Annotated in this window: 18 protein-coding genes; 10 read left to right on the top strand and 8 right to left on the bottom strand. The window is 71.7% G+C overall.

Annotated features, from left to right (window positions below; all coding sequences use genetic code 11):
- Positions 1-55 precede the first annotated feature (55 nt).
- From ACFYP3_RS21720 to ACFYP3_RS21710, 3 genes are all read left to right on the top strand, one after another.
- Entirely contained in the window at positions 56-1,957 is a 1,902-nt protein-coding gene (locus ACFYP3_RS21720) for a phosphatidylglycerol lysyltransferase domain-containing protein (RefSeq protein ID WP_388834893.1), read from the top strand.
- Positions 1,958-2,064: 107 nt separating this feature from the next.
- Positions 2,065-2,652, top strand: coding sequence for a hypothetical protein (locus ACFYP3_RS21715; protein WP_388834890.1), 588 nt, complete (start codon positions 2,065-2,067; stop codon positions 2,650-2,652).
- A gap of 72 nt (positions 2,653-2,724) precedes the next feature.
- The gene (locus tag ACFYP3_RS21710; RefSeq protein WP_388835130.1) at positions 2,725-3,888 is read left to right on the top strand and encodes a sensor histidine kinase; all 1,164 of its coding nucleotides are present in this window, start codon (positions 2,725-2,727) and stop codon (positions 3,886-3,888) included.
- Between the two features lie 26 nt (positions 3,889-3,914).
- On the opposite strand, the gene ACFYP3_RS21705 is transcribed toward ACFYP3_RS21710, so the two are convergent.
- The 5 genes from ACFYP3_RS21705 to ACFYP3_RS21685 form a co-directional block, all read right to left on the bottom strand.
- Positions 3,915-4,751: an endo alpha-1,4 polygalactosaminidase gene (locus tag ACFYP3_RS21705; RefSeq protein WP_388834887.1), complete on the bottom strand. Its 837-nt coding sequence runs from the start codon at positions 4,749-4,751 to the stop codon at positions 3,915-3,917.
- On the bottom strand, positions 4,748-5,449 hold the full coding sequence (locus tag ACFYP3_RS21700) for a spherulation-specific family 4 protein (RefSeq protein WP_388834884.1): 702 nt from the start codon (positions 5,447-5,449) through the stop codon (positions 4,748-4,750). Before ACFYP3_RS21700 ends, ACFYP3_RS21705 begins: the two co-directional genes overlap by 4 nt.
- Positions 5,446-6,987 carry a hypothetical protein gene (locus ACFYP3_RS21695; protein ID WP_388834881.1) on the bottom strand — a complete coding sequence of 514 codons (1,542 nt, stop codon included), beginning with the start codon at positions 6,985-6,987 and terminating at the stop codon, positions 5,446-5,448. Before ACFYP3_RS21695 ends, ACFYP3_RS21700 begins: the two co-directional genes overlap by 4 nt.
- Entirely contained in the window at positions 6,984-8,537 is a 1,554-nt protein-coding gene (pelF, locus tag ACFYP3_RS21690) for a GT4 family glycosyltransferase PelF (protein ID WP_388834878.1), read from the bottom strand. The genes ACFYP3_RS21695 and pelF overlap by 4 nt, the downstream gene beginning before the upstream one ends.
- 157 nt (positions 8,538-8,694) lie before the next feature.
- Positions 8,695-10,722, bottom strand: coding sequence for a hypothetical protein (locus ACFYP3_RS21685; protein ID WP_388834875.1), 2,028 nt, complete (start codon positions 10,720-10,722; stop codon positions 8,695-8,697).
- Positions 10,723-11,067: 345 nt separating this feature from the next.
- Here ACFYP3_RS21685 and ACFYP3_RS21680 point away from each other — a divergent pair, with 345 nt between their 5' ends.
- From ACFYP3_RS21680 to ACFYP3_RS21655, 6 genes are all read left to right on the top strand, one after another.
- Positions 11,068-12,603 carry a leucyl aminopeptidase gene (locus tag ACFYP3_RS21680; protein WP_388834872.1) on the top strand — a complete coding sequence of 512 codons (1,536 nt, stop codon included), beginning with the start codon at positions 11,068-11,070 and terminating at the stop codon, positions 12,601-12,603.
- A 295-nt stretch (positions 12,604-12,898) separates the two neighbouring features.
- The gene (lpdA, locus tag ACFYP3_RS21675) at positions 12,899-14,287 is read left to right on the top strand and encodes a dihydrolipoyl dehydrogenase (RefSeq protein WP_388834869.1); all 1,389 of its coding nucleotides are present in this window, start codon (positions 12,899-12,901) and stop codon (positions 14,285-14,287) included.
- 53 nt (positions 14,288-14,340) lie between these two features.
- Entirely contained in the window at positions 14,341-16,155 is a 1,815-nt protein-coding gene (gene sucB, locus ACFYP3_RS21670) for a 2-oxoglutarate dehydrogenase, E2 component, dihydrolipoamide succinyltransferase (RefSeq protein WP_388834866.1), read from the top strand.
- Between the two features lie 133 nt (positions 16,156-16,288).
- Positions 16,289-16,912: a GntR family transcriptional regulator gene (locus ACFYP3_RS21665; protein WP_388835127.1), complete on the top strand. Its 624-nt coding sequence runs from the start codon at positions 16,289-16,291 to the stop codon at positions 16,910-16,912.
- Positions 16,913-17,132: 220 nt separating this feature from the next.
- Positions 17,133-19,817, top strand: a complete 2,685-nt coding sequence (gene aceE / locus ACFYP3_RS21660) for a pyruvate dehydrogenase (acetyl-transferring), homodimeric type (RefSeq protein WP_388834863.1) — start codon at positions 17,133-17,135, stop codon at positions 19,815-19,817.
- A gap of 121 nt (positions 19,818-19,938) precedes the next feature.
- Positions 19,939-20,457: a DUF4240 domain-containing protein gene (locus ACFYP3_RS21655; RefSeq protein WP_362813677.1), complete on the top strand. Its 519-nt coding sequence runs from the start codon at positions 19,939-19,941 to the stop codon at positions 20,455-20,457.
- Here the strand turns inward: ACFYP3_RS21655 and ACFYP3_RS21650 are convergent, their stop codons facing one another.
- On the bottom strand, positions 20,458-21,228 hold the full coding sequence (locus ACFYP3_RS21650; protein WP_388834859.1) for an SDR family NAD(P)-dependent oxidoreductase: 771 nt from the start codon (positions 21,226-21,228) through the stop codon (positions 20,458-20,460).
- 88 nt (positions 21,229-21,316) lie between these two features.
- Between ACFYP3_RS21650 and ACFYP3_RS21645 the strand changes: the two genes are divergently transcribed.
- Positions 21,317-21,970, top strand: a complete 654-nt coding sequence (locus ACFYP3_RS21645) for a TetR/AcrR family transcriptional regulator (protein ID WP_388834856.1) — start codon at positions 21,317-21,319, stop codon at positions 21,968-21,970.
- A gap of 90 nt (positions 21,971-22,060) precedes the next feature.
- On the opposite strand, the gene ACFYP3_RS21640 is transcribed toward ACFYP3_RS21645, so the two are convergent.
- Together ACFYP3_RS21640 and glnA are read right to left on the bottom strand one after the other, a co-directional pair.
- Positions 22,061-22,480, bottom strand: coding sequence for a hypothetical protein (locus ACFYP3_RS21640; RefSeq protein WP_388834853.1), 420 nt, complete (start codon positions 22,478-22,480; stop codon positions 22,061-22,063).
- A gap of 223 nt (positions 22,481-22,703) precedes the next feature.
- Entirely contained in the window at positions 22,704-24,113 is a 1,410-nt protein-coding gene (gene glnA, locus ACFYP3_RS21635) for a type I glutamate--ammonia ligase (RefSeq protein WP_376681197.1), read from the bottom strand.
- Positions 24,114-24,123: the final 10 nt, after the last annotated feature.

Genomic DNA, 24,123 nt, shown 5'->3' with positions numbered 1-24,123 from the left:
CCGTGGTCCCGGACCGCCCAACCACGGACAGCGGCGCCCCATATGATCGCTTTTTATGGGAGAGGTCCGTTTGACCAGCGCAGAGACCGACCGCACCGCCTCACCGGCGACCGGTCCGTCATCCGGCAGGAAAGAGACCGGCGGCAACCCCGCCGGCAAGTCGGCAGGGGGAGGCCGGGAGGCCGGCAGGGAACCGGGCCGGGAGGCCGGACGAGAACCGGCCCGGGGGTCCGCCCGCTCACGGCGCGGCGCCGCGTTCGCGGTCTGGTACCTGCGCGCCGTCACCTTCGTCAACTTCCTCAGCGCGGTGTGGGTTTCCCTCGGGCAGGACCTGCGGCGCCACAACGTCGAGGACTTCTACACCCCGTACATGCTCACGGCGGGCTTCGCCTCCGGGCTGTTCACGCTGCTGCTCGCCGTCACCCTCGGCCGCCGCAAGCGCGCCTCCTGGATCCTCAACCTCGTCCTCAGCGGCCTCCTGGCCCTGCTCCTCGCCTACGCGCTCTTCGCGTACGAGGAGATCCGCGAGCATCCGCAGAACTGGGTCTCCCTGGCCCTGACGGCCGCCTTCACCGGCGCCCTGCTGCTGGGCCGCCGCGAGTTCTACGCCAAGGGCGACCGCTCCAACCCGGCGCTGGCCACCGCCGTCGCCGCCGTCGGCCTGCTCGTCACCTCGCTCGTCGCGGCCCTGCTCGTCGGCGCCGCCAACACCGCCCCGCACAGCTCCGAGGCCACCTTCCTGGCGCGCTGGAAGTACGGCGTGATGCGGCTGATCACCCTCGCCCCGGACGACCGGGCCTACGAGGCGATCACCACGCCCGCCTGGGTGGACGTCGTCATCAACGTCATGTCGATGCTGCTGCTGCTCGCCGTCCTCTTCGCCGCCTTCCGCTCGCGCCGCGCCGTCGACCCGATCAGCGAGGAGGACGAGGAGCGGCTGCGGGCGCTGCTGGCCCGCCAGGGCGACCGCGACTCGCTCGGCTACTTCGCGCTGCGCCGGGAGAAGTCCGTCATCTGGTCCCCCACCGGCAAGGCCGCCGTCACCTACCGCGTCGTCGGCGGTGTCTCGCTGGCCTCCGGCGACCCCATCGGCGACCCCGAGGCCTGGCCCGGCGCCATCGACCCGTGGCTGGCCGAGGCCCGCGAACACGGCTGGGTGCCGGCCGTCATGGGCGCGAGCGAGGAAGCCGGGCAGATCTACGCCCGGCACGGCCTGGACGCCCTCGAACTGGGCGACGAGGCGATCGTCGAGACCGCCGAGTTCACCCTGGAGGGCCGCGCCATGCGGACCGTCCGGCAGGCGTTCAACCGCGTCAAGCGCGCCGGGTACACGGTCCGCATCCGTCGCCACGCCGACATCCCGGCCGACGAGATGGCCGAGCTGGTGCGCCGCGCCGACGACTGGCGCGACGGCGCCACCGAGCGCGGCTTCTCCATGGCGCTGGGCCGGCTGGGTGATCCCGCCGACGGCCAGTGCGTGATGCTGGAATGCACCGACGGCAACGGCGAACTGCGCGCCGTGCTGTCCTTCGTACCGTGGGGGCCCAAGGGCCTGTCGCTCGACCTGATGCGCCGCGACCGGGACTCCGAGAACGGCCTGATGGAGTTCATGGTCATCGAACTCCTCGAACGCTCCAAGGAGATCGGGGTCACCCAGGTCTCGCTGAACTTCGCGATGTTCCGGTCCGTCTTCGAGCGCGGGTCCAAGCTCGGCGCGGGTCCGGTGCTGCGGATGTGGCGCTCGCTGCTCAGCTTCTTCTCCCGCTGGTGGCAGATCGAGTCCCTCTACCGGGCCAACGCCAAATACCGGCCGATCTGGGAACCGCGGTTCATGCTCTTCGAGAAGAGTTCGGACCTGCTGCGGATCGGTGTCGCGGCCGGCCGGGCCGAAGGCTTCCTGGAGGCCCCCGGCCTTCCGAAGTGGCTGCACCGCAGACACCTGGAGACCCGCCGTTGACAGCGTGGCACACCTCCCCACTCCGGCGGTTCGCCCGCCGTGAGTGGGGGCCCCTGTTCCGGACCGTCCGGAACGCGCTCGTCCGCGACAGGTGGCGGGCGGTCCCGATGACCATCGGCGCGGTCTGTCTGACGTCCGTCTTCCAGATCGTGCAGAACACCCCCTGGGGCTTCCAGCCGGTCCAGGACCTCGGATCGGTCAAGGCCGCCGACCCCCTCTGGCTGGCCCTGCTGCGCACCCCCCTGTCGCTGTTCGTCCCCGCCCTGGACCTGCCGGTGTGGGGGGCGCTCGCGCAGATCCTGCTCGTCTTCGGGATCTCCGAGATCTGCATCGGCTGGTGGCGCACCCTGCTGATCGGCTACGTCGCCACCCTCGCCGGGACCACGTACGCGCGGATCGGGCTCGCGCTGGGCCACGACCATCCCTTCGGCCTGCCCGTGTCCGACCGGATCGTCAACGACACGGGACCGTCGGCGGCCGTGGTGGGGCTCGCCATCTACGTCTGCTGGCGCTACCGGGCGTACCTGACCGGCGCCGTCGTGATCCTGGCGATGATCGGCGAGGTGCTCGTCAAGGACAACCTGGCGGGCAAGGAGCACCTGGCGGCGATCGCGGCGGTGATGGCGGTGTGCGTGGTGCGGGCGCAGTGGCACCCGGTGCGCTCCCGTGCCGCCGTGGGACAGCCACCGCCCTAGGGGGTGCCGGGCAGGCCGTACCGTATCGGGGTGACGACAGACCTCGGGCGGTTCGCCCCCACCCGGCAGTGGATGCGGGCCCATCCGCTCGCGACCGACGCCGTGCTGGCGTTCGGGGCGTTCACCGCCATGGTCGTCGGCTCCTTCGCCGATCCGCACGGACCGCACGGGCCCACCTTCGGGACGCGCACCCCCGAGCCCCTCTCACTGCTGCTGATGCTGCTCGGCGCGGCCGCCCTGGTGTTCCGACGCCGGCAGCCGCGCGCCGTACTGGCCGTGACCTGCGGGCTCTCGCTGGTGGAGCTGACCACCGGGGAGCCGCGGGCGCCCGTCGTGATGTCCGCGGTGATCGCCCTGTACACGGTGGCCGCCCGCACCGACCGGCCCACGACCTGGCGGATCGGGCTGCTCACCATGGCCGGGCTGACGGGCGTGGCGATGCTCGCCGGACCGCTGCCCTGGTACGGGCAGGAGAACATCGGGATCTTCGCCTGGACGGGCATGGCCGCGGCCGCCGGCGACGCCGTGCGCAGTCGGCGGGCCTTCGTCGACGCCATCCGGGAGCGGGCCGAGCGCGCCGAGCGGACCCGGGACGAGGAGGCCCGGCGGCGGGTCGCCGAGGAGCGGTTGCGGATCGCCCGGGACCTCCACGACGTGGTGGCCCACCACATCGCGCTGGTCAACGTGCAGGCGGGAGTGGCGGCGCACGTCATGGACAAGCGGCCGGACCAGGCAAAGGAGGCGCTGGCCCACGTACGGGACGCCAGCCGGTCGGCGCTCAACGAGCTGCGGGCCACGGTGGGGCTGCTGCGGCAGTCCGGTGACCCGGAGGCGCCGACGGAGCCCGCGCCGGGGCTGGGCGTCCTGGAGGAGCTGGTGGACACCTTCCGGCACGCCGGGCTGCCGGTGAAGGTGATCGTCCAGCTGGACCGCGAGGCGGGGGCGCTGCCGGCGGCGGTGGACCTGGCGGCGTACCGGGTGATCCAGGAGGCGCTGACCAACGTGCGCAAGCACGCGGGGCCCGGGGCCCGGGCCGAGGTCAGCGTGGTCCGGGTCGGGCCGTCGGTGGAGGTGACCGTGCTGGACGACGGGGGCGCGGAGCCGTCCGCCGCGGAGCCGGGGGGCGGGCACGGACTGCTCGGCATGCGGGAGCGGGCCGGCGCCCTCGGCGGCTCCTGCTTCGCGGGCCCCCGCTTCGGCGGCGGCTACCGCGTCCACGCCATCCTCCCCGTCTGAAGCCCGCCCGGCCTCAGCGCCCGGCCTCAGCGGCAGGGCCGGCGCCACGCGTCCAGGTCGTAGTGCTTCTGCAAGGAGCTCAGCTTCAGTTCGCGCGAGCGGGCGCAGAAGCGGCCGGGCGGCAGTTCGTACTCCACGTGGAACACGGCCTTGCCCGCCGCGATGAACGGCTTCAGCAGCTCGCACTCGTCGTACTGCGCGCACTGCTCGTTCACCGCGAAGTCGAACGCGTCGACGAGCTGCGGGATCTGGTCCAGGTCGTTCTTCAGGCCGACGGCCAGCCCCCGGTCGTGGGCCAGCTTCGCGATCAGCCGGTTGTACCGCAGCTGGTCCTCCGCCGTCAGCGGGAAGCCGGTCGTGTTGCGGTAGCCGTCCATGTTGTCCGGCTCGACGGCGTCGAAGCCCTTGTCCCGGCACATGTCGAACCGTTTGGCCATCAGCGGTTCCAGTTCGGCCACCCGCCGGACGTCCAGCCAGCGTTCCCCCTCCCAGCCGTTGCCCCGGCCGATCAGGTCCTTCGGGAAGGCGTCCGCGTCGGGGCGGAAGTCCTCCCAGGCTCCGGTGGAGAGGTAGCAGATGGTCTTGCGCCCGGCCTTCTTCAGCTCGGCGACCTGTTCCTCGGTGGTGGTGAAACCGTCGACGTCGTACACGGGCACCTTCACCGAGGTGTCGAGCTTCCCGGTGAGCTGCCACTGCCAGCCGACGCCCGGCGGGGGTCGCCAGATCTCGCCCGGCGCCTGCTCGGGCCACGCGTGCGGCGCGTCCTCGTCCTCGCCGTCGTCCGGCGGCCCCGCGGTACAGGCGGCGAGCAGTGCGGCGAGGAGCAGCAGCGGCAGGAGCAGCAGCGGTCCGAGGCGTTTCATCCCGCCGCCTCCAGGGCGTACGGGAGGGTCCCCCACGGGTGTGCGCCGGACCCGGGGACCGCGCAGTGCACGCCGGCCCGCCGTTCCTCGGCGAGTTGGGCGGCGGGCGCGCCCGGGGGCACCGCGTACACGAGGTGGCAGAACCGCTGGGCGGGATGGTCCGCGGTCCAGGGCGGTACCGCGGCCTCCCGGTAGGCGTCCCAGGGGCCCTCGAAGGTGACGAGCAGGTCCGCGAGTTCGGCGTAGCCGGGGTGCGGGTGGACCCCGTGGTTGAGGACGAGGGTGCGGGCGCCCGCGGCGCGCGCCGCGACCGCGAGCCGCCCGTAGTGCGGGAGGAGTTCCGGGTCGGCGCAGGCCTGGTCGAGGAAGGCCCCGTCGGTGGCGTACCAGTCGCGGTGGCGCAGCAGGTCCTGCACCACCGCGGCGTGCGGGCGCCGCCCGTAGTCGGTGTCGGCGTATCCGAGGACGGGTACGCCGGCGGCGCGCAGCCGCTCGGCGACGACGGCGAACCGTTCGTCGGGGGCGGAGCCCGGCCCGTTGTCGGGGTTGAGCACCACGGAGTGCAGCCGGCCGGCGGCGCGGATGAGCCGCTCCCAGTCCTCGGGCCGGTCGGCGGGGTGCTCGTAGAGGGGCACCAGCAGCATGGGGTCCTTCTTCTCCTGCGTCTCGTACGTCTCGTACGTCTTCTCGTACGTCATCGGTGGGCGGTGGCGCGGCCGAGGAGCAGGCAGACCAGGGCGGCCAGGACGGCGGCGGCGGTGCCCGCCACCACCAGCTGGACCGCGCGGGGCTGGCCCAGCCCGGTCAGCAGGGCCAGGCTCTGGGCGACGGCGGCCGAGGCGCAGACGGCGGCGGCGGGGCGGACCGCGCCGAAGGACTGCAGGAGCAGCCCGGTCCACATCACCGCGCCGAGCAGCAGCAGCGTGGCGACCCGGACCGTGGTGAGGCCGGGGGCGCCGGGCCACAGGAGGGTGCCGGTCAGGCCCAGGAGCAGCAGCACCGCCAGGTAGACGGCGAGGCACCGGGCCAGTGTGCCGAGCATCCGCTGCCGGAACGCGGCGGGCGAGCGGGCTCCCTGGAGCCCGGAGAGGCTGCCGCTGCGGAACCGGTGGAGCAGCCATTCGGCGGGGCCCATGCTGAGGGTGAGGGCCACCGCCGAGGGCGCGGCGACCGCTTCGGCGGGGCCGCCGGCGAGCACCTCCCCGAGGGCGGCGTACAGCACGAGCAGGCCGGTGCCGAGGCCGAAGACCCCGTACGGCACCGAGTCCCCGAGGCGCGGCCCGCGGGCCGCGAGCTGCTCCTCGGCGCCGCGCAGCATCCGCCAGCGCACGGGGCCCTTGCCGGGCCGGCGCGCCGCCCAGCCGCGGATGCGCACCACGGCGGCGCGCGTCCCGTCGGCCAGCGGGAGTTCCCGTACGGCCAGGACGCAGGCCGCCGCGAGGGACACCACGAGCAGGGTCACCCGTACCGGCACGGGCAGGTCGACGAAGAGCGCGAGCAGCGCCCCCACGGCCATCGGGCCGAGTGCGGCGAGCAGCACCCGCTCCCGGCCGAGGACCAGCAGGACGGTGGCGGCCCCGACGTAGAGGGCCTGTCCGGCGGCGAAGGCGTAGGAGAAGGGCGGCCCGCCGGGCACGGCCAGCGCGGCGGCGGTGCCCAGCAGGGCGCCGGCGGGGGCGCCGACGAGCAGGGTCCGGCCGGCGGCGGCCCGGTCGCCCGTGCCGAGCCAGGAGTAGGCCCGGTGGGACAGGGTCTGGTCCCAGACCCAGCCGATGAGCGCCCCGGCGAGCAGGGTGAGCGTTCCCGCGGGCAGGCCGAGCCGGTCCTGGGGCCCTTCGAGGAGGGGTGCGCCGAGGAGGTAGGCCAGACCGGGCAGGGCGAAGATCACCCCGCGCAGCAGGCAGGCGGTGAGGGAGACCTTCCAGGGGTCGGGGGCGGCGCCCGGGTCCGGGAAGGAGCGCGGGACCCGGGCGTAGAGCTCCTCGGCGAGGCCGAAGGAGTCGTGCCGGCCGTAGGTGAGCCGGATGTACTCGTCCGTCATGCCGTCGGATTCGAGGATGGCGGCGATCTCGTCGGGGTGGACGGCGGCGGAGATGAACCCGTCGAGGCGTGCGGCGAGTTCGTCCATCGGGTCGGCGGCCGGGCCGGGGCCCTCGCGGCGGGGCCGCGGGATGGCCGGGAGGGTGTCGGCGCCGTTGCCGGCGCCGGGCGGCTTGAGCCAGAGGGATCCGCTCACCACAGGCCTCCTTCGGCGGAGTCGGGCCGGGGACGTCCCAGGGCGGCGAGTTCGCGGTACCAGGGATCGGCGAGCCGCTGGGTCCAGCTGTCGCCGGCGTGGACGGGCAGCACGGGCTGGCCGGCCAGTTCCCGGTAGATGTGCCGGAAGCCGTCGACGGACTGGTGGAGGGTGAACTTCTCCACCACCCGCTTGCGGGCCAGCCGGCCGAGCTCGGCGCGGCGTTCGTCGTCGCGGAGCAGGGCGAGGGTGGCGCGGGCCATGGTCTCGGGCTCGCGCGGCGGGACGACCAGGCCGGTGTCGCCGACGGCCTCGCGGACCCCGCCGACGTCGGTGGAGACGGTGGTGCGGCCGCAGGACATGGCTTCGATGATGCTGAAGGGGAAGCCCTCGCTGATGCTGGAGAGCATCACGACGTGGCCGGCGGCGTAGGCCCGGGCCACCTGCTCGATGCGGCCCTCGTACGTGATCCCGTCGCCCACCCCGAGTTCGGCGGCGAGTTCCTCCAGGCGGAGCCGGTACGCCTCGCAGCCGGCCGGGACCGGTCCGAAGAGGCGCAGCCGCAGGGCGGGCAGCTCCTCGCGCATGAAGGCGTAGGCCCGGATGAGGGTTTCGAGGTCCTTGATCGGGTCGATGCGTCCGCACCAGCTGAGGGTGGGCACCTCCGGTTCGGGGCCGGCTTCGGGGAAGGCGTGCGGGTCGACGCCGTTGTAGACGGTGCGGATGCGCTCGGAGTCGGCGCCTCCGCGCTCCTCCCAGCGGCGGTTGTACTGGTTGCAGGGCGTGATCAGGTCGGCCTGCCGGTAGCCCTCGGTGTTGAGCTCGCGGTAGAAGCCGAGCATGAGCGCCTTGACGGGCCAGCGCTGGCCGGCGCTGCGGTAGCCGAGGTAGCGCTCGCGCAGGTAGATGCCGTGCTCGGTGAGCAGGAAGGGGACCCCGTCGAGGTGTTTGGCGGCGAGGGCGGGGAGGGTGGCGAGGCCGCTGCTGACGGCGTGGGCGACGCTGTCGGGCGGGATCCGTACGCCGAGCGGGCGCAGCGCGTGTTCCAGCAGGTCGGTGGCGGTGAGCGCGTCGTGGATGGTGGGCGCGGCCGCGGCGGTGGTGAGGCCGGGGCGGGTCCATACGGTCATCAGCAGCCGCAGAACCGATTCGGAGCGCAGGGCCGGGGCGAGTTTTCCGGCCCTGGCGAGGACGGCCAGTTCGCGCAGGGCGGCGGAGAACCCGTGCCGGGCGGTATCTCCCGCGGGGTCGAGCAGGGAGAGCAGGAAGGCCTCGTAGACCTCGGTGAAGCGGCGGTGGGCCTTGCCGCGCAGGGCCGAACGGCGGCCGCGTCCGGGGGGCGGACCCCAGAGCGGGACGGCGGTGTGCCGGTAGACGTTGCGCGGCAGTTCCCAGGTGACCGGCTCGCGTCCGGAGCCGGTCAGGGCTATGACGTTGAAGTCGACTTCCGGCATACCGCGTACCAGTTGGTCGCACCAGGTGCTGACGCCCCCGTGGACGTGCGGGTAAGTGCCTTCGGTGAGCATGGTGACGTGACGCCCATGGCTCATACGGTGTGTCCCCCCAGGACGGAAAAGGGGCCGGCGCCCATGGGTGTGCGGAGCGCCGGCGCTGGGTGTTGCTCGTGACGGCTTGCGGGACGGACGGTCGGCCGGACGGCGTGAGCGTGACGGACGGTCAGCCGGCCGGCGTGGACGTGAGGGAAGGTCAGCTGGGCAGCTTGAGCGTGACGGCGCTCTGCATCAGCTCCGGTGCGGTCCAGGTGGAGCGGGTGCCCGCGTACGCGGTGCCGAAGTCGCTGGTGCCGAGCAGCATCTGCTTCTTCGTCCCGGTGGGGGCGGTGACCGGGGCGACGACTCCGGAGGGCGCCTTCACGGTGACGGTGGTGCCGATGCGGTACGCGGTGACCTTGCCGTCCGCGAGCGCCTTGTCCCAGGCGGCGCGGCGCTGGAACTCGACGCCGGTGTCCTTCATGGTCTGGTTGACGATCGGCGCGCTGGGCGCGTACAGGGTGCGGTAGGTGTCGAGGACCTGGTCGAGCACGGGGTAGAGGGTCCGGTCCTCGGCCAGGTTGGCCTGGTGGACGTAGTGCGGGCGGGGGTCGTTGGCCAGGACGTGGCGCAGGGCGGTCCGGGCCTCCTGCGGGACGATGTACTGGAGGTAGCCGGTGTTGACGTCGAGCGCGGCCGGGAGGCAGGTGGAGGTCCCCGGGTTGTCCTCGCAGGCGCCGCTGCCGCCGGCGGCGCGGCTGGTGTAGATCCAGTTGTACTCGTCGGCCATCTCGGCGTTGGTGCCCGTGTTGTAGTACACGTTCATCGGGTGCCGGGGGACGGTGAGGGCCGCGCCGACCGCCCGCTGGGCGGGCTCGCGGGAGTTGTCGCTGCCGGCCCACTTGACCCCGGTGTCGGCGAGGGCGCCGGCCAGGTTGGGGTTGTCCACGGGCTGCTGCGGCGCGGTCTTGAGGCCGGAGTGCTCGCCGGTGACGAGCTCGGTCCGGTCGGTGGTGATGCCCTTGGAGGCGGCCCAGTTGTTGTTGTCGCGGATCTGGGCGGCGATGTCCGCGCGGCTCATGTACTGGACGGCGCCCTGGGCGTTCTTCGTGCAGGTCCAGGGGACGACGGCGGTGTTCTGGACGCAGCCGAGGAACGGGTGGGTGTAGGTGTGGTTCATCCAGCGGTACTTGGCGCGGTCGGCGACGAGCTGGGCGGTCAGGGCGTCGACCCCGCCGTTCGCGGCCTTCCACTCCTCGCCGGCGCCCCCGTTGAAGAGCATGTCGAGCTTGAAGTTCTTGGACGTCTGCCACTGCGCCGCGTACACGGCGTCGGCGGCGGTCATCCGGATGGTGCTCTCCTTGCCCTCGCCGCCCGCGCAGGCGTAGTCGCCCGGCGTGCAGTTCAGGTCCTTGTTCCAGCGGGCGTCGGGGGCGAAGACGTCGTCGACGTGGACCGCGAAGTAGTTGCGGCTCTGGCCGAGGTGGACCCCCTGGGTGAGCCAGTCGACGATGCCGCGGGCGAGCAGCCGGAACTGCTGCTGGTACTGGTTGTAGCCGAAGGTGACGACCAGTTCGCTGCGCCCGTCGTGGGCGTACTCGCCGACGAGCGAGGCCCGGCCCGCGCCGACGGGGGCGTCGAGGTAGCTGGTGTAGCCGGGGCGCGGCTTGCCCATGAACCCGAAGCTCTCGGGGACGAGGGCGGAGTTGTCCTCGAAGGTGACCTGTCCGCCGAGGTAGGCGAAGGGGCCCGCCTTGCCGGCCGGGGTGACGGCGGCCTGGGTGCCGTCGAGCTGGCCGCTGTAGCCGCCGTTGTCGGTGTACTCCAGCCCGACGCCCGGGTGCGCCCAGGTGTAGGCGTCGACCTGGCGGATCCCGTACGTCGTCTCGTACGCGGCGAGCGCGGCCATCTCGGCCGAGCCCTCGCCGAAGGGGTTCTCGTTCGGCAGGACGACGCCCTGGTACTTGGCGCGCGGCCGGCCGTCGAGGGTGTCGCTGAGGAACGCCGCGTTGATGACCGGGCGGCTCGCGCTGCCCAGCTCGACGCGGGTGTACGGGACTCCGGTGTCCCGGAGTTCCGCGGTGACCGCCTGGACCGAGCTGCCGCCGTCGTCGACGACGAGCACCTTCAGGTCGATCCGCGGTGCCTCGGCCGCCTGGGCGGACGCGGCGGGTACTGCCACGGACACCAGGGCTGCTGCGGCCATGACGGCGGCAAGCCTGTTCATCCGGTTCTTGTTGACCATTTCGGCCTTTCCCCCCGCAGGCATCCCTCGACACGGCCCATGGCGGACGGCCGGGCCGGGGAGGCTCTGTGGAAATCATGCAAAGGAACCCCGCGTCCCCTTGCGAGAGTGGACCGAGTCTCTCGGACCTCGTCAGGTCTACGAGGCAAACCTGGAGCAGAGTCCACGGATGGGTGAACCTGGCGGCCTCTTGATCGAACAACTTGCCAAACCTTCGAGTGGCGTGCGGGCGAGCCCGTGCGCGTAGGCTCATTTCTGGCGGCCGTCGGGCCCGAATACGATCGCTACGGATGGCCGTCCACCCACTCGGCCCACACACACAAACGGAAGCGAGACTTCACCACCGTGACTGCTCTGACTCTCAGCACTGCCGGCGCGGCGACGCTGCGCGCCGACGCCCTCGTCGTCGGCGTCGCGAAGGGCCCCAAGGGCCCGCTGGTCGCCGCGGGCGCCGAGGCCGTGGACAAGGCGTACGACGGTAAGCTCGCCGGCATCCTCGAAGCGCTCGGCGCCTCGGGTGGCGAAGGCGAGATCACCAAGCTGCCGGCTCCGGCAGGCCTCAAGGTCCCGGTCGTGCTGGCGGTGGGGCTCGGCTCCGTCCCGGAGAAGGACGAGTCGTTCGACGAGGAGGTGCTGCGCCGCGCCGCCGGCGCCGCCGCCCGCGCGCTGCACGGCACCAAGAAGGCCGCCTTCGCCCTCCCGCTGGAGGACGCCTCGGCCGTCACCGCCGTCGCCGAGGGCGCGCTGCTGGGCGCGTACGCGTTCACCGCGTACCAGGGCGGCGAGAGGAAGGCCGGCAACGGCAAGGACTCCGGTCCGAAGCAGCCGCTCGCCGAGGTGGCCCTGCTGGGCGCCAAGCCCCGCGACAAGGAGCACAAGGCCGCCGCCGAGCGCGCCGCGGTCGTCGCGGCCGAGGTCAACGTCGCCCGTGACCTGGTGAACACCCCGCCGAACGACCTGACCCCCGAGGCCTTCGCCGCGGTCGCCTCGGCGGCCGCGAAGGAGAACGGTGTCAAGGTCCAGGTGCTGGACGAGAAGGCCCTGGTCAAGGGCGGCTACGGCGGCATCATGGGCGTCGGCAAGGGCTCCGAGAACCCGCCGCGCCTGGTGAAGCTCAGCTACACCCACCCGAAGGCGGAGAAGACCCTGGCCTTCGTCGGCAAGGGCATCACCTACGACTCGGGCGGCATCTCCCTGAAGCCGGCCGGCCACAACGAGACGATGAAGTGCGACATGGCCGGCGCCGCCGCCGTCTTCGCCTCCGTCGTCGCGGCCGCGAAGCTGGGCCTGAAGGTCAACGTCACCGGCTGGCTCGCGCTCGCCGAGAACATGCCCTCCGGCTCCGCCACCAAGCCCGGTGACGTGCTGCGCATGTACAGCGGCAAGACCGTCGAGGTCCTCAACACGGACGCCGAGGGCCGACTGGTCCTCGGTGACGCGCTGACCAGGGCCTCCGAGGAGAACCCGGACGCGATCGTCGACGTCGCCACGCTGACCGGCGCCATGGTGCTCGCCCTCGGCGACCGCACCTTCGGGATCATGGCGAACGACGACGCCTTCCGCACGTCGATCCACGAGATCGCCGAGGAGGTCGGCGAGTCCTCCTGGCCGATGCCGCTCCCCGCGGAGCTGCGCAAGACCATGGACTCCCCCACCGCCGACATCGCGAACATGGGTGTCCGGATGGGCGGCGGCCTGGTGGCCGGCCTCTTCCTGCAGGAGTTCGTCGGCGAGGGCATCACCTGGGCCCACCTCGACATCGCCGGCCCGGCCTTCCACGAGGGCGCGCCGCACGGCTACACCCCCAAGGGCGGCACCGGCTCGGCCGTGCGCACCCTGGTGCGGCTGGCCGAGCGCACGGCCACCGGCGACCTGGGCTGACGACCCGGATGTGAGACGTGACGCACCCCGGGCCCGGGTCGGGGCCCGGGGTGCGTTCGGCTTATGGCGAAACATCGGGGAACCGTACGTTTCTACGCATCGGTAACCCTCGCCTCGGACGGAAGCTCCGCCGACAGTGCGGGCCCGGCGTCCCGCGTTCCCCCGACAAATGCGAAGATGGGTTCTCGGCAGGACAGGGCCCCCACCACAGGGCCGAAGAAACAAGCGGCCGATGACCAGCCGCCGCCCGGTCACAGAGGACCGGTGCCCGGCGCACATGCATGGAGGACGTGACGTGGCGAACGACGCCAGCACCGTTTTCGACCTAGTGATCCTCGGCGGTGGCAGTGGCGGTTACGCCGCGGCGCTGCGCGCATCCCAGCTGGGTCTGGACGTTGCCCTGATCGAGAAGAACAAGCTCGGCGGCACCTGCCTGCACAACGGCTGCATCCCCACGAAGGCTCTGCTGCACGCGGGCGAGATCGCGGACCAGGCTCGCGAAGCCGCCCAGTTCGGTGTCAAGGCCTCTTTCGAGGGCATCGACATCGCGGGGGTCCACAAGTACAAGGACGAGGTCATCTCGGGCCTGTACAAGGGCCTGCAGGGCCTGGTCGCCTCCCGCAAGGTGACCTACATCGAGGGAGAGGGCCGCCTCTCCTCCCCGACTTCCGTCGACGTGAACGGCCGGCGCATCCAGGGCCGCCACATCCTGCTGGCGACCGGCTCCGTGCCGAAGTCGCTGCCGGGCCTGAACATCGACGGCAACCGCATCATCTCCTCGGACCACGCGCTGGTCCTGGACCGCGTGCCCGAGTCGGCGATCGTCCTGGGCGGCGGCGTCATCGGCGTCGAGTTCGCCTCGGCGTGGAAGTCCTTCGGCTCCGACATCACCGTCATCGAGGGCCTCAAGCACCTCGTGCCGGTCGAGGACGAGAACAGCTCCAAGCTGCTGGAGCGCGCGTTCCGCAAGCGCGGCATCAAGTTCAACCTCGGCACCTTCTTCGACAAGGCCGAGTACACGGAGAACGGCGTCCGCGTGACGCTGGTCGACGGCAAGACCTTCGAGGCCGAGGTGCTCCTGGTCGCGGTCGGCCGCGGTCCGGTCTCGCAGGGCCTGGGCTACGAGGAGCAGGGCGTCGCGATGGACCGCGGCTACGTCCTGGTCGACGAGTACATGCAGACCAACGTGCCGACCATCTCGGCCGTCGGTGACCTCGTCCCCACCCTCCAGCTCGCGCACGTCGGCTTCGCCGAGGGCATCCTGGTGGCGGAGCGTCTGGCCGGCCTCAAGGCCGTCCCGATCGACTACGACGGCGTTCCGCGCGTCACGTACTGCCACCCCGAGGTCGCTTCCGTCGGCATCACCGAGGCCAAGGCCAAGGAGATCTACGGTGCGGACAAGGTCGTGGCCCTGAAGTACAACCTTGCGGGCAACGGCAAGAGCAAGATCCTGAAGACCGCGGGCGAGATCAAGCTCGTCCAGGTCAAGGACGGTGCCGTGGTCGGCGTCCACATGGTCGGTGACCGGATGGGCGAGCAGGTCGGCGAGGCCCAGCTGATCTACAACTGGGAGGCCCTGCCGGCCGAGGTCGCGCAGCTCATCCACGCGCACCCGACCCAGAACGAAGCGATGGGCGAGGCCCACCTGGCCCTCGCCGGCAAGCCGCTTCACTCCCACGACTAATCGTCACGGGCGCGACGACCACTTCCGCACTTTCGTTAGGAGCAACTGAAACCATGTCGGTTTCCGTAACCCTTCCGGCGCTCGGTGAGAGCGTCACCGAGGGCACTGTCACCCGCTGGCTGAAGGCCGAGGGCGAGCGCGTCGAGGCCGACGAGCCGCTGCTCGAGGTGTCGACCGACAAGGTCGACACCGAGATCCCGTCGCCCGTCTCCGGCATCCTGGCCTCCATCAAGGTCGCCGAGGACGAGACCGTCGAGGTCGGCGCCGAGCTGGCCGTCATCGACGACGGCTCCGGGGCCCCGGCCGCCGAGGCGGCTCCGGCCGCCGAGCAGGCCGCCGCCCCTGCCGCCGAGGCCCCTGCCGCCGAGGCCCCCGCCGCTGCGGCCCCCGCCGCCGAGGCCCCCGCGGCCCCGGCTCCGGCCGCCGAGGCCCCCGCCGCCGCGCCGGCCGCGTCCGGCACCGATGTCGTGCTCCCCGCCCTGGGCGAGTCCGTCACCGAGGGCACCGTCACCCGCTGGCTGAAGCAGGTCGGCGAGTCCGTCGAGGCCGACGAGCCGCTGCTCGAGGTCTCCACGGACAAGGTCGACACCGAGATCCCCGCGCCGGTCTCCGGCACGCTGCTGGAGATCCGGATCGGCGAGGACGAGACGGCCGAGGTCGGCGCCGTCCTGGCCGTCATCGGCGCCGCCGGTGCCGCCCCCGCGGCCGCCCCGGCCGCCGCCGCCCCGGCTCCGGCCCAGGCTGCCGCTCCGGCCGCCGCCCCGGCTCCGGCCCAGGCCGCTCCCGCCGCTGCCGCCCCGGCTCCCGTGGCCGCTCCGGCCCCGGCCGCCGCTCCGGCCCAGGCTCCGGCTCCGGCCGCTCCCGCCGCTGCCGCTCCGGCCCCCGTGGCCGCTCCGGCTCCGGTGGCCGCTCCGGCTCCCGCCGCCCCGGTCTCCGCCGGTGACGAGGGCGCGTACGTGACCCCGCTGGTGCGCAAGCTCGCCTCGGAGTCCGGCGTCAACCTGTCCACGGTCTCGGGCACCGGTGTCGGTGGCCGCATCCGCAAGCAGGACGTCCTGGCCGCCGCCGAGGCCGCCAAGGCCGCTGCCGCCGCTCCGGCGCCGGCTGCCGCTCCCGCCGCCAAGGCTCCGGCCGCCGCGGTGTCCGAGCTGCGCGGTCAGACGGTCAAGATGACCCGCATGCGCAAGGTCATCGGCGACAACATGATGAAGGCCCTGCACTCGCAGGCTCAGCTCAGCTCCGTGGTCGAGGTGGACATCACCAAGATCATGAAGCTGCGCGAGAAGGCCAAGGACGCGTTCCTGGCCCGTGAGGGCGTCAAGCTCTCGCCGATGCCGTTCTTCGTCAAGGCCGCTGCCCAGGCGCTGAAGGCCCACGCGGTCGTCAACGCCCGGATCAACGAGGACGAGGGCACCATCACCTACTTCGACTCGGAGAACATCGGCATCGCCGTGGACTCCGAGAAGGGCCTGATGACCCCGGTCATCAAGGGTGCCGGTGACCTCAACCTGGCGGGCATCTCCAAGGCGACCGCCGACCTGGCCGCCAAGGTCCGCGGCAACAAGATCACGCCGGACGAGCTGTCGGGCGCGACCTTCACCATCAGCAACACCGGTTCGCGCGGTGCGCTGTTCGACACGGTCATCGTGCCCCCGAACCAGGTCGCCATCCTGGGCATCGGTGCCACGGTGAAGCGCCCGGTGGTCATCGAGACCGCCGAGGGCACCAACATCGGCATCCGCGACATGACGTACCTGACCCTGTCCTACGACCACCGCCTGGTGGACGGCGCGGACGCGGCCCGGTACCTCTCGGCCGTCAAGGCGATCCTCGAGGCCGGCGAGTTCGAGGTCGAGCTCGGCCTCTGAGCCGAACGGCTTGTAACCAGCCTCACTGTCGGCGCCCCCGCCCGGGATACTTCCGGGCGGGGGCGCCGCCGTATTGTCTACGCATCAGGCCCCGCATGACCCTGCACACCCACCAGGAGATGAAGCCCCGATGATCACCCCACCCGTCGTGCACTCGCTGCGCGAGCAGATCCGCGAGCACATCGTGGAGGGGATCGTCAGCGGGCGCTGGAAGCCCGGTGAGCGGATCGTCGAGCGCCGGATCGCCGTGGAGCTGGAGGTCAGCCAGACCCCCGTACGGGAGGCCCTGCGCGAGCTGGAGACCCTGCGGCTGATCGAGTCGGCGCCGAACAAGGGCGTGCGCGTACGGAACCTCTCCGCGGCCGACCTGGAGGAGATCTACCCCGTCCGGGCCGGCCTGGAGCAGATCGCGGCCGAGCTGGCCGCGCCGCGGCTGGCGGCCGACTGCAGCGCCCTGGAGCCGCACGTGGCGGCCCTGTGGGAGGCCGACCGCGTCGAGGACGGCACGGCGCAGGTGCGGCACACGGTGGGCTTCCACCGGGAGATGGTGCGGGCGGCCGGGAACAGCGTGCTGCTGCACACGTGGGAGAGCCTGGGCATCGAGGTGTTCACGGCCCTGTCCATCCGGTGGCTGGGAACCGTCCAGAAGTCCTACGCCGAGGAGCACGCGGCCCTGGTCGAGGCGTTCCGCAGCCAGGACCCGGACATCGGTGTGCTCGTGAAGCGGCACGTCCTGGGGTGCGCTCCGAGGGCGTGAGCCGCCTGCATTGCCCCCATTTGACCGGCACCGCGTGCCTTTCTTCCTGGCACGCGGTGCCGACTTTCGTCAGATGGACGTTTCTTCGTCACTTTTATTTGATCGATCATCGATCAGCGATTTACAGTCGTCGCGGACCTCAACCAGGTCCACCGACCCTGTCCTGCCCGTCAGGGATTTTTTCACCACCTCTCCATTACCCGGAAGGCGGCGCACAGCGATGTCCGACCCCGTAGGAAAGCTTCCGAGCGAGCTCGACCAGCTCCCGGACCGCGACACCGAGGAGACCGCCGAGTGGGCGGCCTCCCTCGACGCCGTCGCCAAGGCCGCCGGTACGCGCCGGGCCGAATACCTGCTGCGTCGCACCCTCCAGCACGCCGAGGCCGCCGGCCTCGCCCTGCCCAAGCTGCTGGAGACGGACTACGTCAACACCATCCCCACCGCCGCGGAGCCCGAGTTCCCCGGTGACGAGGAGATGGAAGCCAAGATCACCGCGTGGAACCGCTGGAACGCGGCCGCCATGGTGACCCGCGGCTCCAAGTACGGCGTCGGCGGCCACATCGCCACCTTCGCCTCCGCCGCGTGGCTGTACGAGACCGGCTTCCAGCACTTCTTCCGCGGGAAGGAGGCCGACGGATCGGGCGACCAGCTCTACATCCAGGGCCACGCCTCCCCCGGCATCTACGCCCGCGCCTTCCTCGACGGCCGGATCTCCGAGCAGCAGCTCGACAACTTCCGGCAGGAGTCCGGCGGCAACGGCCTGCCGTCCTACCCGCACCCGCGGCGCCTGCCGTGGCTGTGGGAGTTCCCGACGGTGTCCATGGGCCTCGGCCCGCTGTCCGCGATCTACCAGGCGCGCTTCAACCGCTACCTGCAGAACCGCAGCATCAAGGACACCGCCAACTCGCACGTCTGGGCCTTCCTGGGCGACGGCGAGATGGACGAGCCCGAGTCGACCGCCGCCCTGGCCCTCGCCTCCCGCGAGCAGCTCGACAACCTGACCTTCGTCATCAACTGCAACCTGCAGCGCCTCGACGGTCCGGTTCGCGCCAACTTCCGCGTGGTCCAGGAGCTGGAGGCGCAGTTCCGCGGCGCCGGCTGGAACGTCATCAAGTCGCTGTGGGGCTCCGCCTGGGACGAGCTGTTCCAGCTCGACACCACGGGCGCCCTGGTACGCCGCCTGCGCGAGGTACCGGACGCGCAGTTCCAGACGTACGCGACCCGCGACGTGGCCTACATCCGCCAGCACTTCTTCGGCGCCAACGCCGAGCTCGTGCAGCTGGCCGGCGTGCTGTCCGACGCGAAGATCGCGGAGTGCTTCCACAGCTCCCGCGGCGGCCACGAGCCCCGCAAGGTCTACGCCGCGTACAAGGCCGCCCTGGAGCACAAGGGCGCGCCGACGGTCATCCTCGCGCAGACCGTCAAGGGCTACACGCTGGGTGCCGGGTTCGAGTCGAAGAACGCGAACCACCAGATGAAGAAGCTGACGATCGACGAGTTCAAGGACATGCGTGACCTCCTTGGCCTGCCGATCCCGGACAGCGCCTTCGCCGACGGCCAGGTCCCGTACGGCCACCCGGGCGCCGACAGCCCCGAGGTCCGGTACCTGAACGAGCGCCGCGCGGCGCTCGGCGGCCCGGCCCCGGCCCGCAAGGTCAGGCAGGTCGCCCTGCCGGCTCCGGCCGACCGTTCCTTCGCCCCGCTGCTCAAGGGTTCCGGCAAGCAGGAGATGGCCACCACCATGGCCTTCGTCCGCCTCGTCAAGGACCTGATGCGGGACAAGGAGACCGGCAAGCGCTGGGTGCCGATCGTCCCCGACGAGGCCCGCACCTTCGGCATGGAGTCGCTCTTCCCGTCGGCCGGCATCTACTCGCCGCTGGGCCAGACGTACGAGCCGGTCGACCGCGACCAGCTGATGTACTACAAGGAAGCCAAGGACGGCCAGATCCTCAACGAGGGGATCACCGAGGCCGGCGCCATGGCCGACTTCATCGCCGCCTGCACGTCGTACGCGACGCACGGCGAGCCGATGATCCCGTTCTACATCTTCTACTCGATGTTCGGCTGGCAGCGCACCGCCGACCAGATGTGGCAGCTCGCCGACCAGCTCGGCAAGGGCTTCATCGTCGGCGCCACCGCCGGCCGCACCACGCTGACCGGTGAGGGCCTCCAGCACGCGGACGGCCACTCGCACCTGATCGCGTCCACGAACCCGGCGTCGCTGAACTACGACCCGGCCTTCGCGTACGAGATCGCGGTGATCGTCAAGGACGGTCTGCGCCGGATGTACGGCGAGCAGCCCGAGGACGTCTTCTACTACCTGACGGTCTACAACGAGCCGAAGGTCCAGCCGGCCATGCCGGAGGGCGTGGAAGAGGGCATCCTCAAGGGTCTGTACCGCTTCAACACGGCGGCCGACCTGGCGGAGGCGGCCCCGGCGGCCGACGCGCCCAAGGTCCAGCTGATGGCCTCCGGTACGGCGATCCACTGGATCCTGGAGGCGCAGAAGCTGCTCGCCGCCGACTGGAACGTGTCGGCCGACGTCTGGTCCGCCACCTCCTGGGGCGAGCTGCGCCGCGACGCGCTGGAGTGCGACGAGGCGCTGCTGCGCGGCGAGGTGCGCACCCCGTACGTCACCCGCGCGCTGGAAGGCGCCCAGGGCCCGGTCCTCGCCGTCTCCGACTGGATGCGTCAGGTCCCGGACCAGATCAGCCAGTGGGTGGAGCAGGACTACACCTCGCTGGGCACGGACGGCTTCGGTCTGTCCGACACCCGCGAGGGCGCCCGCCGCCACTTCGGTGTCGACGCCCAGTCGATCGTGGTGGCCGCGCTGGCCCAGCTCGCCCGCCGCGGCGAGGTGCCGGCGTCCGCCGTCAAGGAGGCCCGGGAGCGCTACGGCCTCTGAGCCGTACGACTCCGACCGACCGCCGAAAGGCCGGTGTCCGACCCCCGCGGGGGTCGGACACCGGCCTTTCGCCGTATGCGCGGTGGCGGCGCGGGGGCGCACCCGTGATGCTGGAGCGGTGATGGACGAGACGGAGTTCTGGGAGATCGTGGACCGTACCCGCGAGGCCGCCGACGGCGACCCCGAGGAACACGCCGAGCTGCTCGTGGAGCGGCTGGCCCAGCTCGACCCGGACTCCGTCCTCGACTTCGCCCGGCATTTCGAGTCGCGCTACAACCGGGCGTACACCTGGGACCTGTGGGGCGCGGCGTGGGTGCTGCTCGACGGGGCGAGCGACGACGCCTTCGACTACTTCCGCTGCTGGCTGATCGGGCAGGGGCGGGAGGTCTTCGAGGGCGGGGTGCACGATCCGGACCATCTCGCGGAGCTCCTGGGCGAGTTCGACGAAGAGATCGACGGGGACGGCGAGGAGCTGGGGTACGCGGCCGACGAGGCGTACGAGCAGCTGACCGGGGCGGTGGCACCGGACCTGGGGGTCCCGCTGCAGGCGGCGGAGCCGGAGGGCACCCCGCTGGACTTCGAGAACGAAGCCGTGCTCGCGGAGCGCTTCCCCCGGCTGTGGGACCGGTTCCGCGCCTGATCAGTGGTGGGTGCCGCCGTCGATGCGGATCTCCGTACCGGTGATGAAGGCGCCGTCCTCGGAGCCCAGCATCGCGACGACGCCGGCCACGGTCTCGGGGCCGGCGAAGCCCTGGCCGAGGGCCGGGGCGAGCTTGGCGAAGAGGCTCCAGTCGGTGTCCTCGGGCAGGCCGGGGCCGTTGCCGGTGGTCATGCCGGACTCGATGGAGCCGGGCGCGACGCAGGTGAAGCGCAGGCCCTGCTTGCTGTATTCGGCGGCCAGCGCGTGGGTCATGGACTGGATGCCGCCCTTGCTGGCCGCGTAGGCGGACATGTAGGGGTGCGCGAAGGACGCCGAGGTGGAGCTGAAGTTCACGACGGCCGGGCGGTCGCCCGCGAGCAGGGCCGGGAGGGACTCGCGGATCATCAGGAAGGTGCCGGTCAGGTTGACGCCGACGACCTGGTTCCACAGGTCGAGGGTGGTCTGGTGGGTGTGCGCGGAGCGCAGGATGCCCGCGGCGTTGACGAGCACGTCGATCCCGCCGAGGGCGAGGGTCGCGGCGGCCACGCCCTCCTTGACGGCGTTCTCGTCGGATATGTCGAGGACGGCGGTGGTGAGCCGGTCCCGGTGGCCCTCGGCGGCCGCCTGATCGGCGGTGGCCTTCAGGCCGGCCTCGCTGACGTCCACGGCGTGGACCAGGCCGCCCTCGGCGAGGATGCGGTGGACGGTGGCGCGGCCGATGCCGGAGCCGCCGCCGGTGATGAGGACGCGACGTCCTTCGTAACGGTTCATGGCGCGAGCGTACCGAAGCGATGGCACGTTTTGCCATGATGTCACGGAATGACATTTACCTGGGCCGGGGGAGGTTACGCTTCACCCCGTGAGATCCCCTCGTCCGTACTCTCCCCAGGCCGGCCCCGGAGCCCAGTCGCTGACCGAGCGCCGCAAGGCCGCCACCCAGCTCGACATCGCCCGCGCCGCCTGCGAACTGTTCGCCGAACACGGCCCCGACGGCACCACCGCCGAGGACATCGCCCACCGCGCGGGGGTGGCGCTGCGCACCTTCTACCGCTACTTCCGCAACAAGCAGGAGGCGGTGGCCCCGCTGCTGGCGGGCGGCGGCGACGCCTGGCGCGCGCTGCTGGCGGAGGAGACCCCCGGTACGCCCCTCGCCGAGGCGCTGGAACGCGCCGTCACCCGGTCCCTGAGCGACCTGCAGGCGGTCGAGGAGGGCCTGGAGGTGACCCGCGGCCTGCTGCGCGCGGCGGCGGGCGACCAGGCCCTGCGGGCGGTCTGGTACCGCGTGAACCAGGACTCCGAGGAGCACCTGGTCCCGGTGATCGCCCGGCTCGCCGGACCGGAGGCCGATCCGCTGGAGGTCCGGCTGCTCGCCGCGGCGGCCACGGACGCGATCCGCGTCGCGCTGGAACTCTGGTCGACCACGGACGCGCCCGTCGCGGGCACCGGCTCCCCGGCCGAACTCGCGGTCCGCTGCCTGCGCGACCTCACGGGCGCGATGCCCCTGCTGCGCTGACTTCGGCGCAGCAGGGGCATCGCCCCGGGCCCACGACCCTATGTGTCGTACGTGTCGGACGTGTCGTACGCGTCCCGGTCGGCGCCGGTCTCAGTGACCGCCCCAGCCGCTTCCGCCGCCGTTGCCACCGTCGCCGCCGTGACCGCCGCTCCAGCCGCCGCCCCCGCCGTCGCCGCCGTTGCCGCCGTCGCCACCGCGGACGCCGCCCCACCCGCCGTCGCCGCCGTTGCCGCCGTCACCGCCGCCCCAGTTGCCCCAGTCGCCGTTGCCGCCGCGGCCGGAGTCGTTCCAGTTCGAGTCACGCCAGTTCGAGTCGTTCCAGTTGTTGTTCCAGTGGTGGCGTCCGCTGTTGCCGCCGACCCGGCCGTCGTCCCAGCACCAGCTCGGACGGTCACGCCAGTCGCGGTTGCAGCATTCGTCCCAGCGCCAGTGGCGCGAGCTGTTGTCGGAACACCTCCAGTGGCCGCCCCCGGTGGGAGCGGTGCTCGCCGACGCGGTGGCCACGGGCATCAGGCCGATCGTGATCCCGGCGGCCCCCGCCAGGCACGCTGCAACGATCCTTCGGCGCATCTTCATGCACCTCCGTACGTGTCTCGCTTATACGGCATTTAGGTGATTCCACCCTCGCCCTCCCGCGCTGCGCTGTCAAAGCGAAAGGCCCCCCGCCCCTCTCCGTGGAGAGTGGCGGGGGGCCTCCCATCAGGCATGACGCTCGTTCCTGAGCGTTCGCGACCTAGAGGTCGAAGTACAGCTCGAACTCGTGCGGGTGCGGACGCTGCGCGATCGGGGCGATCTCGTGCGTGCGCTTGTAGTCGATCCAGGTCTCGATGAGGTCGGGGGTGAAGACACCGCCGGCCAGGAGGTACTCGTGGTCCGCCTCCAGGGCCTTGAGGACGTCCTCGAGGCTGGTCGGGACCTGCGGGACGCTCGCGTGCTCGTCGGGCGAGAGCTCGTAGAGGTCCTTGTCGATCGGCTCCATCGGCTCGATCTTGTTCTTGATGCCGTCGAGGCCCGCGAGGAGCAGCGCCGAGAAGGCGAGGTACGGGTTCGAGGACGGGTCCGGCGCGCGGAACTCGACGCGCTTGGCCTTCGGGTTCGAGCCCGTGATCGGGATGCGCATGGCGGCGGAGCGGTTGCGCTGCGAGTACACCATGTTGACCGGCGCCTCGAAGCCCGGCACCAGGCGGTGGTAGGAGTTCACCGTCGGGTTGGTGAACGCCAGCAGCGACGGGGCGTGCTTGAGGATGCCGCCGATGTAGTAGCGGGCGGTGTCCGACAGGCCCGCGTAGCCGGCCTCGTCGTAGAACAGCGGGTCGCCGTTGGCCCACAGCGACTGGTGCACGTGCATGCCCGAGCCGTTGTCACCGAAGATCGGCTTCGGCATGAAGGTCGCGGTCTTGCCGTTGCGCCAGGCGACGTTCTTCACGATGTACTTGAAGAGCATCAGGTCGTCGGCCGCGGCCAGCAGCGTGTTGAACTTGTAGTTGATCTCGGCCTGGCCGCCGGTGCCGACCTCGTGGTGCTGGCGCTCGACCTGGAGGCCCTGGGCGTCCAGCTCCAGGGAGATCTCGGCGCGCAGGTCGGCGAAGTGGTCGACCGGGGCTACGGGGAAGTAACCACCCTTGTAGCGGACCTTGTAACCACGGTTGTTCTCCTCGGAGCCCGTGTTCCACGCGCCGGCCTCGGAGTCGATGTGGTAGAAGCCCTCGTTCGCGGAGGTCGCGAAGCGCACGCTGTCGAACACGTAGAACTCGGCCTCGGGGCCGAAGAACGCGGTGTCGGCGATGCCGGTGGAGGCGAGGTACGCCTCGGCCTTCTTCGCGATGTTGCGCGGGTCGCGGCTGTAGGCCTCGCCCGTGATCGGGTCGTGGATGAAGAAGTTGATGTTCAGCGTCTTGTCACGGCGGAACGGGTCCAGACGCGCGGTCGTGATGTCGGCGCGCAGGGCCATGTCCGACTCGTGGATCGCCTGGAAGCCGCGGATCGAGGAGCCGTCGAAGGCGAGCTCCTCCGCCGGGTCGAATGCCCGAGCCGGGATGGTGAAGTGCTGCATCACACCAGGCAGGTCGCAGAAGCGGACGTCGACGAACTTGACGTCGTTCTCCTCGATGTACTGCTTCACTTCGTCGGCGTTCTGGAACATCCAACTCCTC

Origin of the sequence: Streptomyces sp. NPDC005533 (assembly GCF_042871845.1) — a bacterium.
GTDB lineage: Bacteria > Actinomycetota > Actinomycetes > Streptomycetales > Streptomycetaceae > Streptomyces.
Note: the sequence above shows the minus strand (reverse complement) of the source record. Positions and strands in the feature narration are given on the sequence as shown.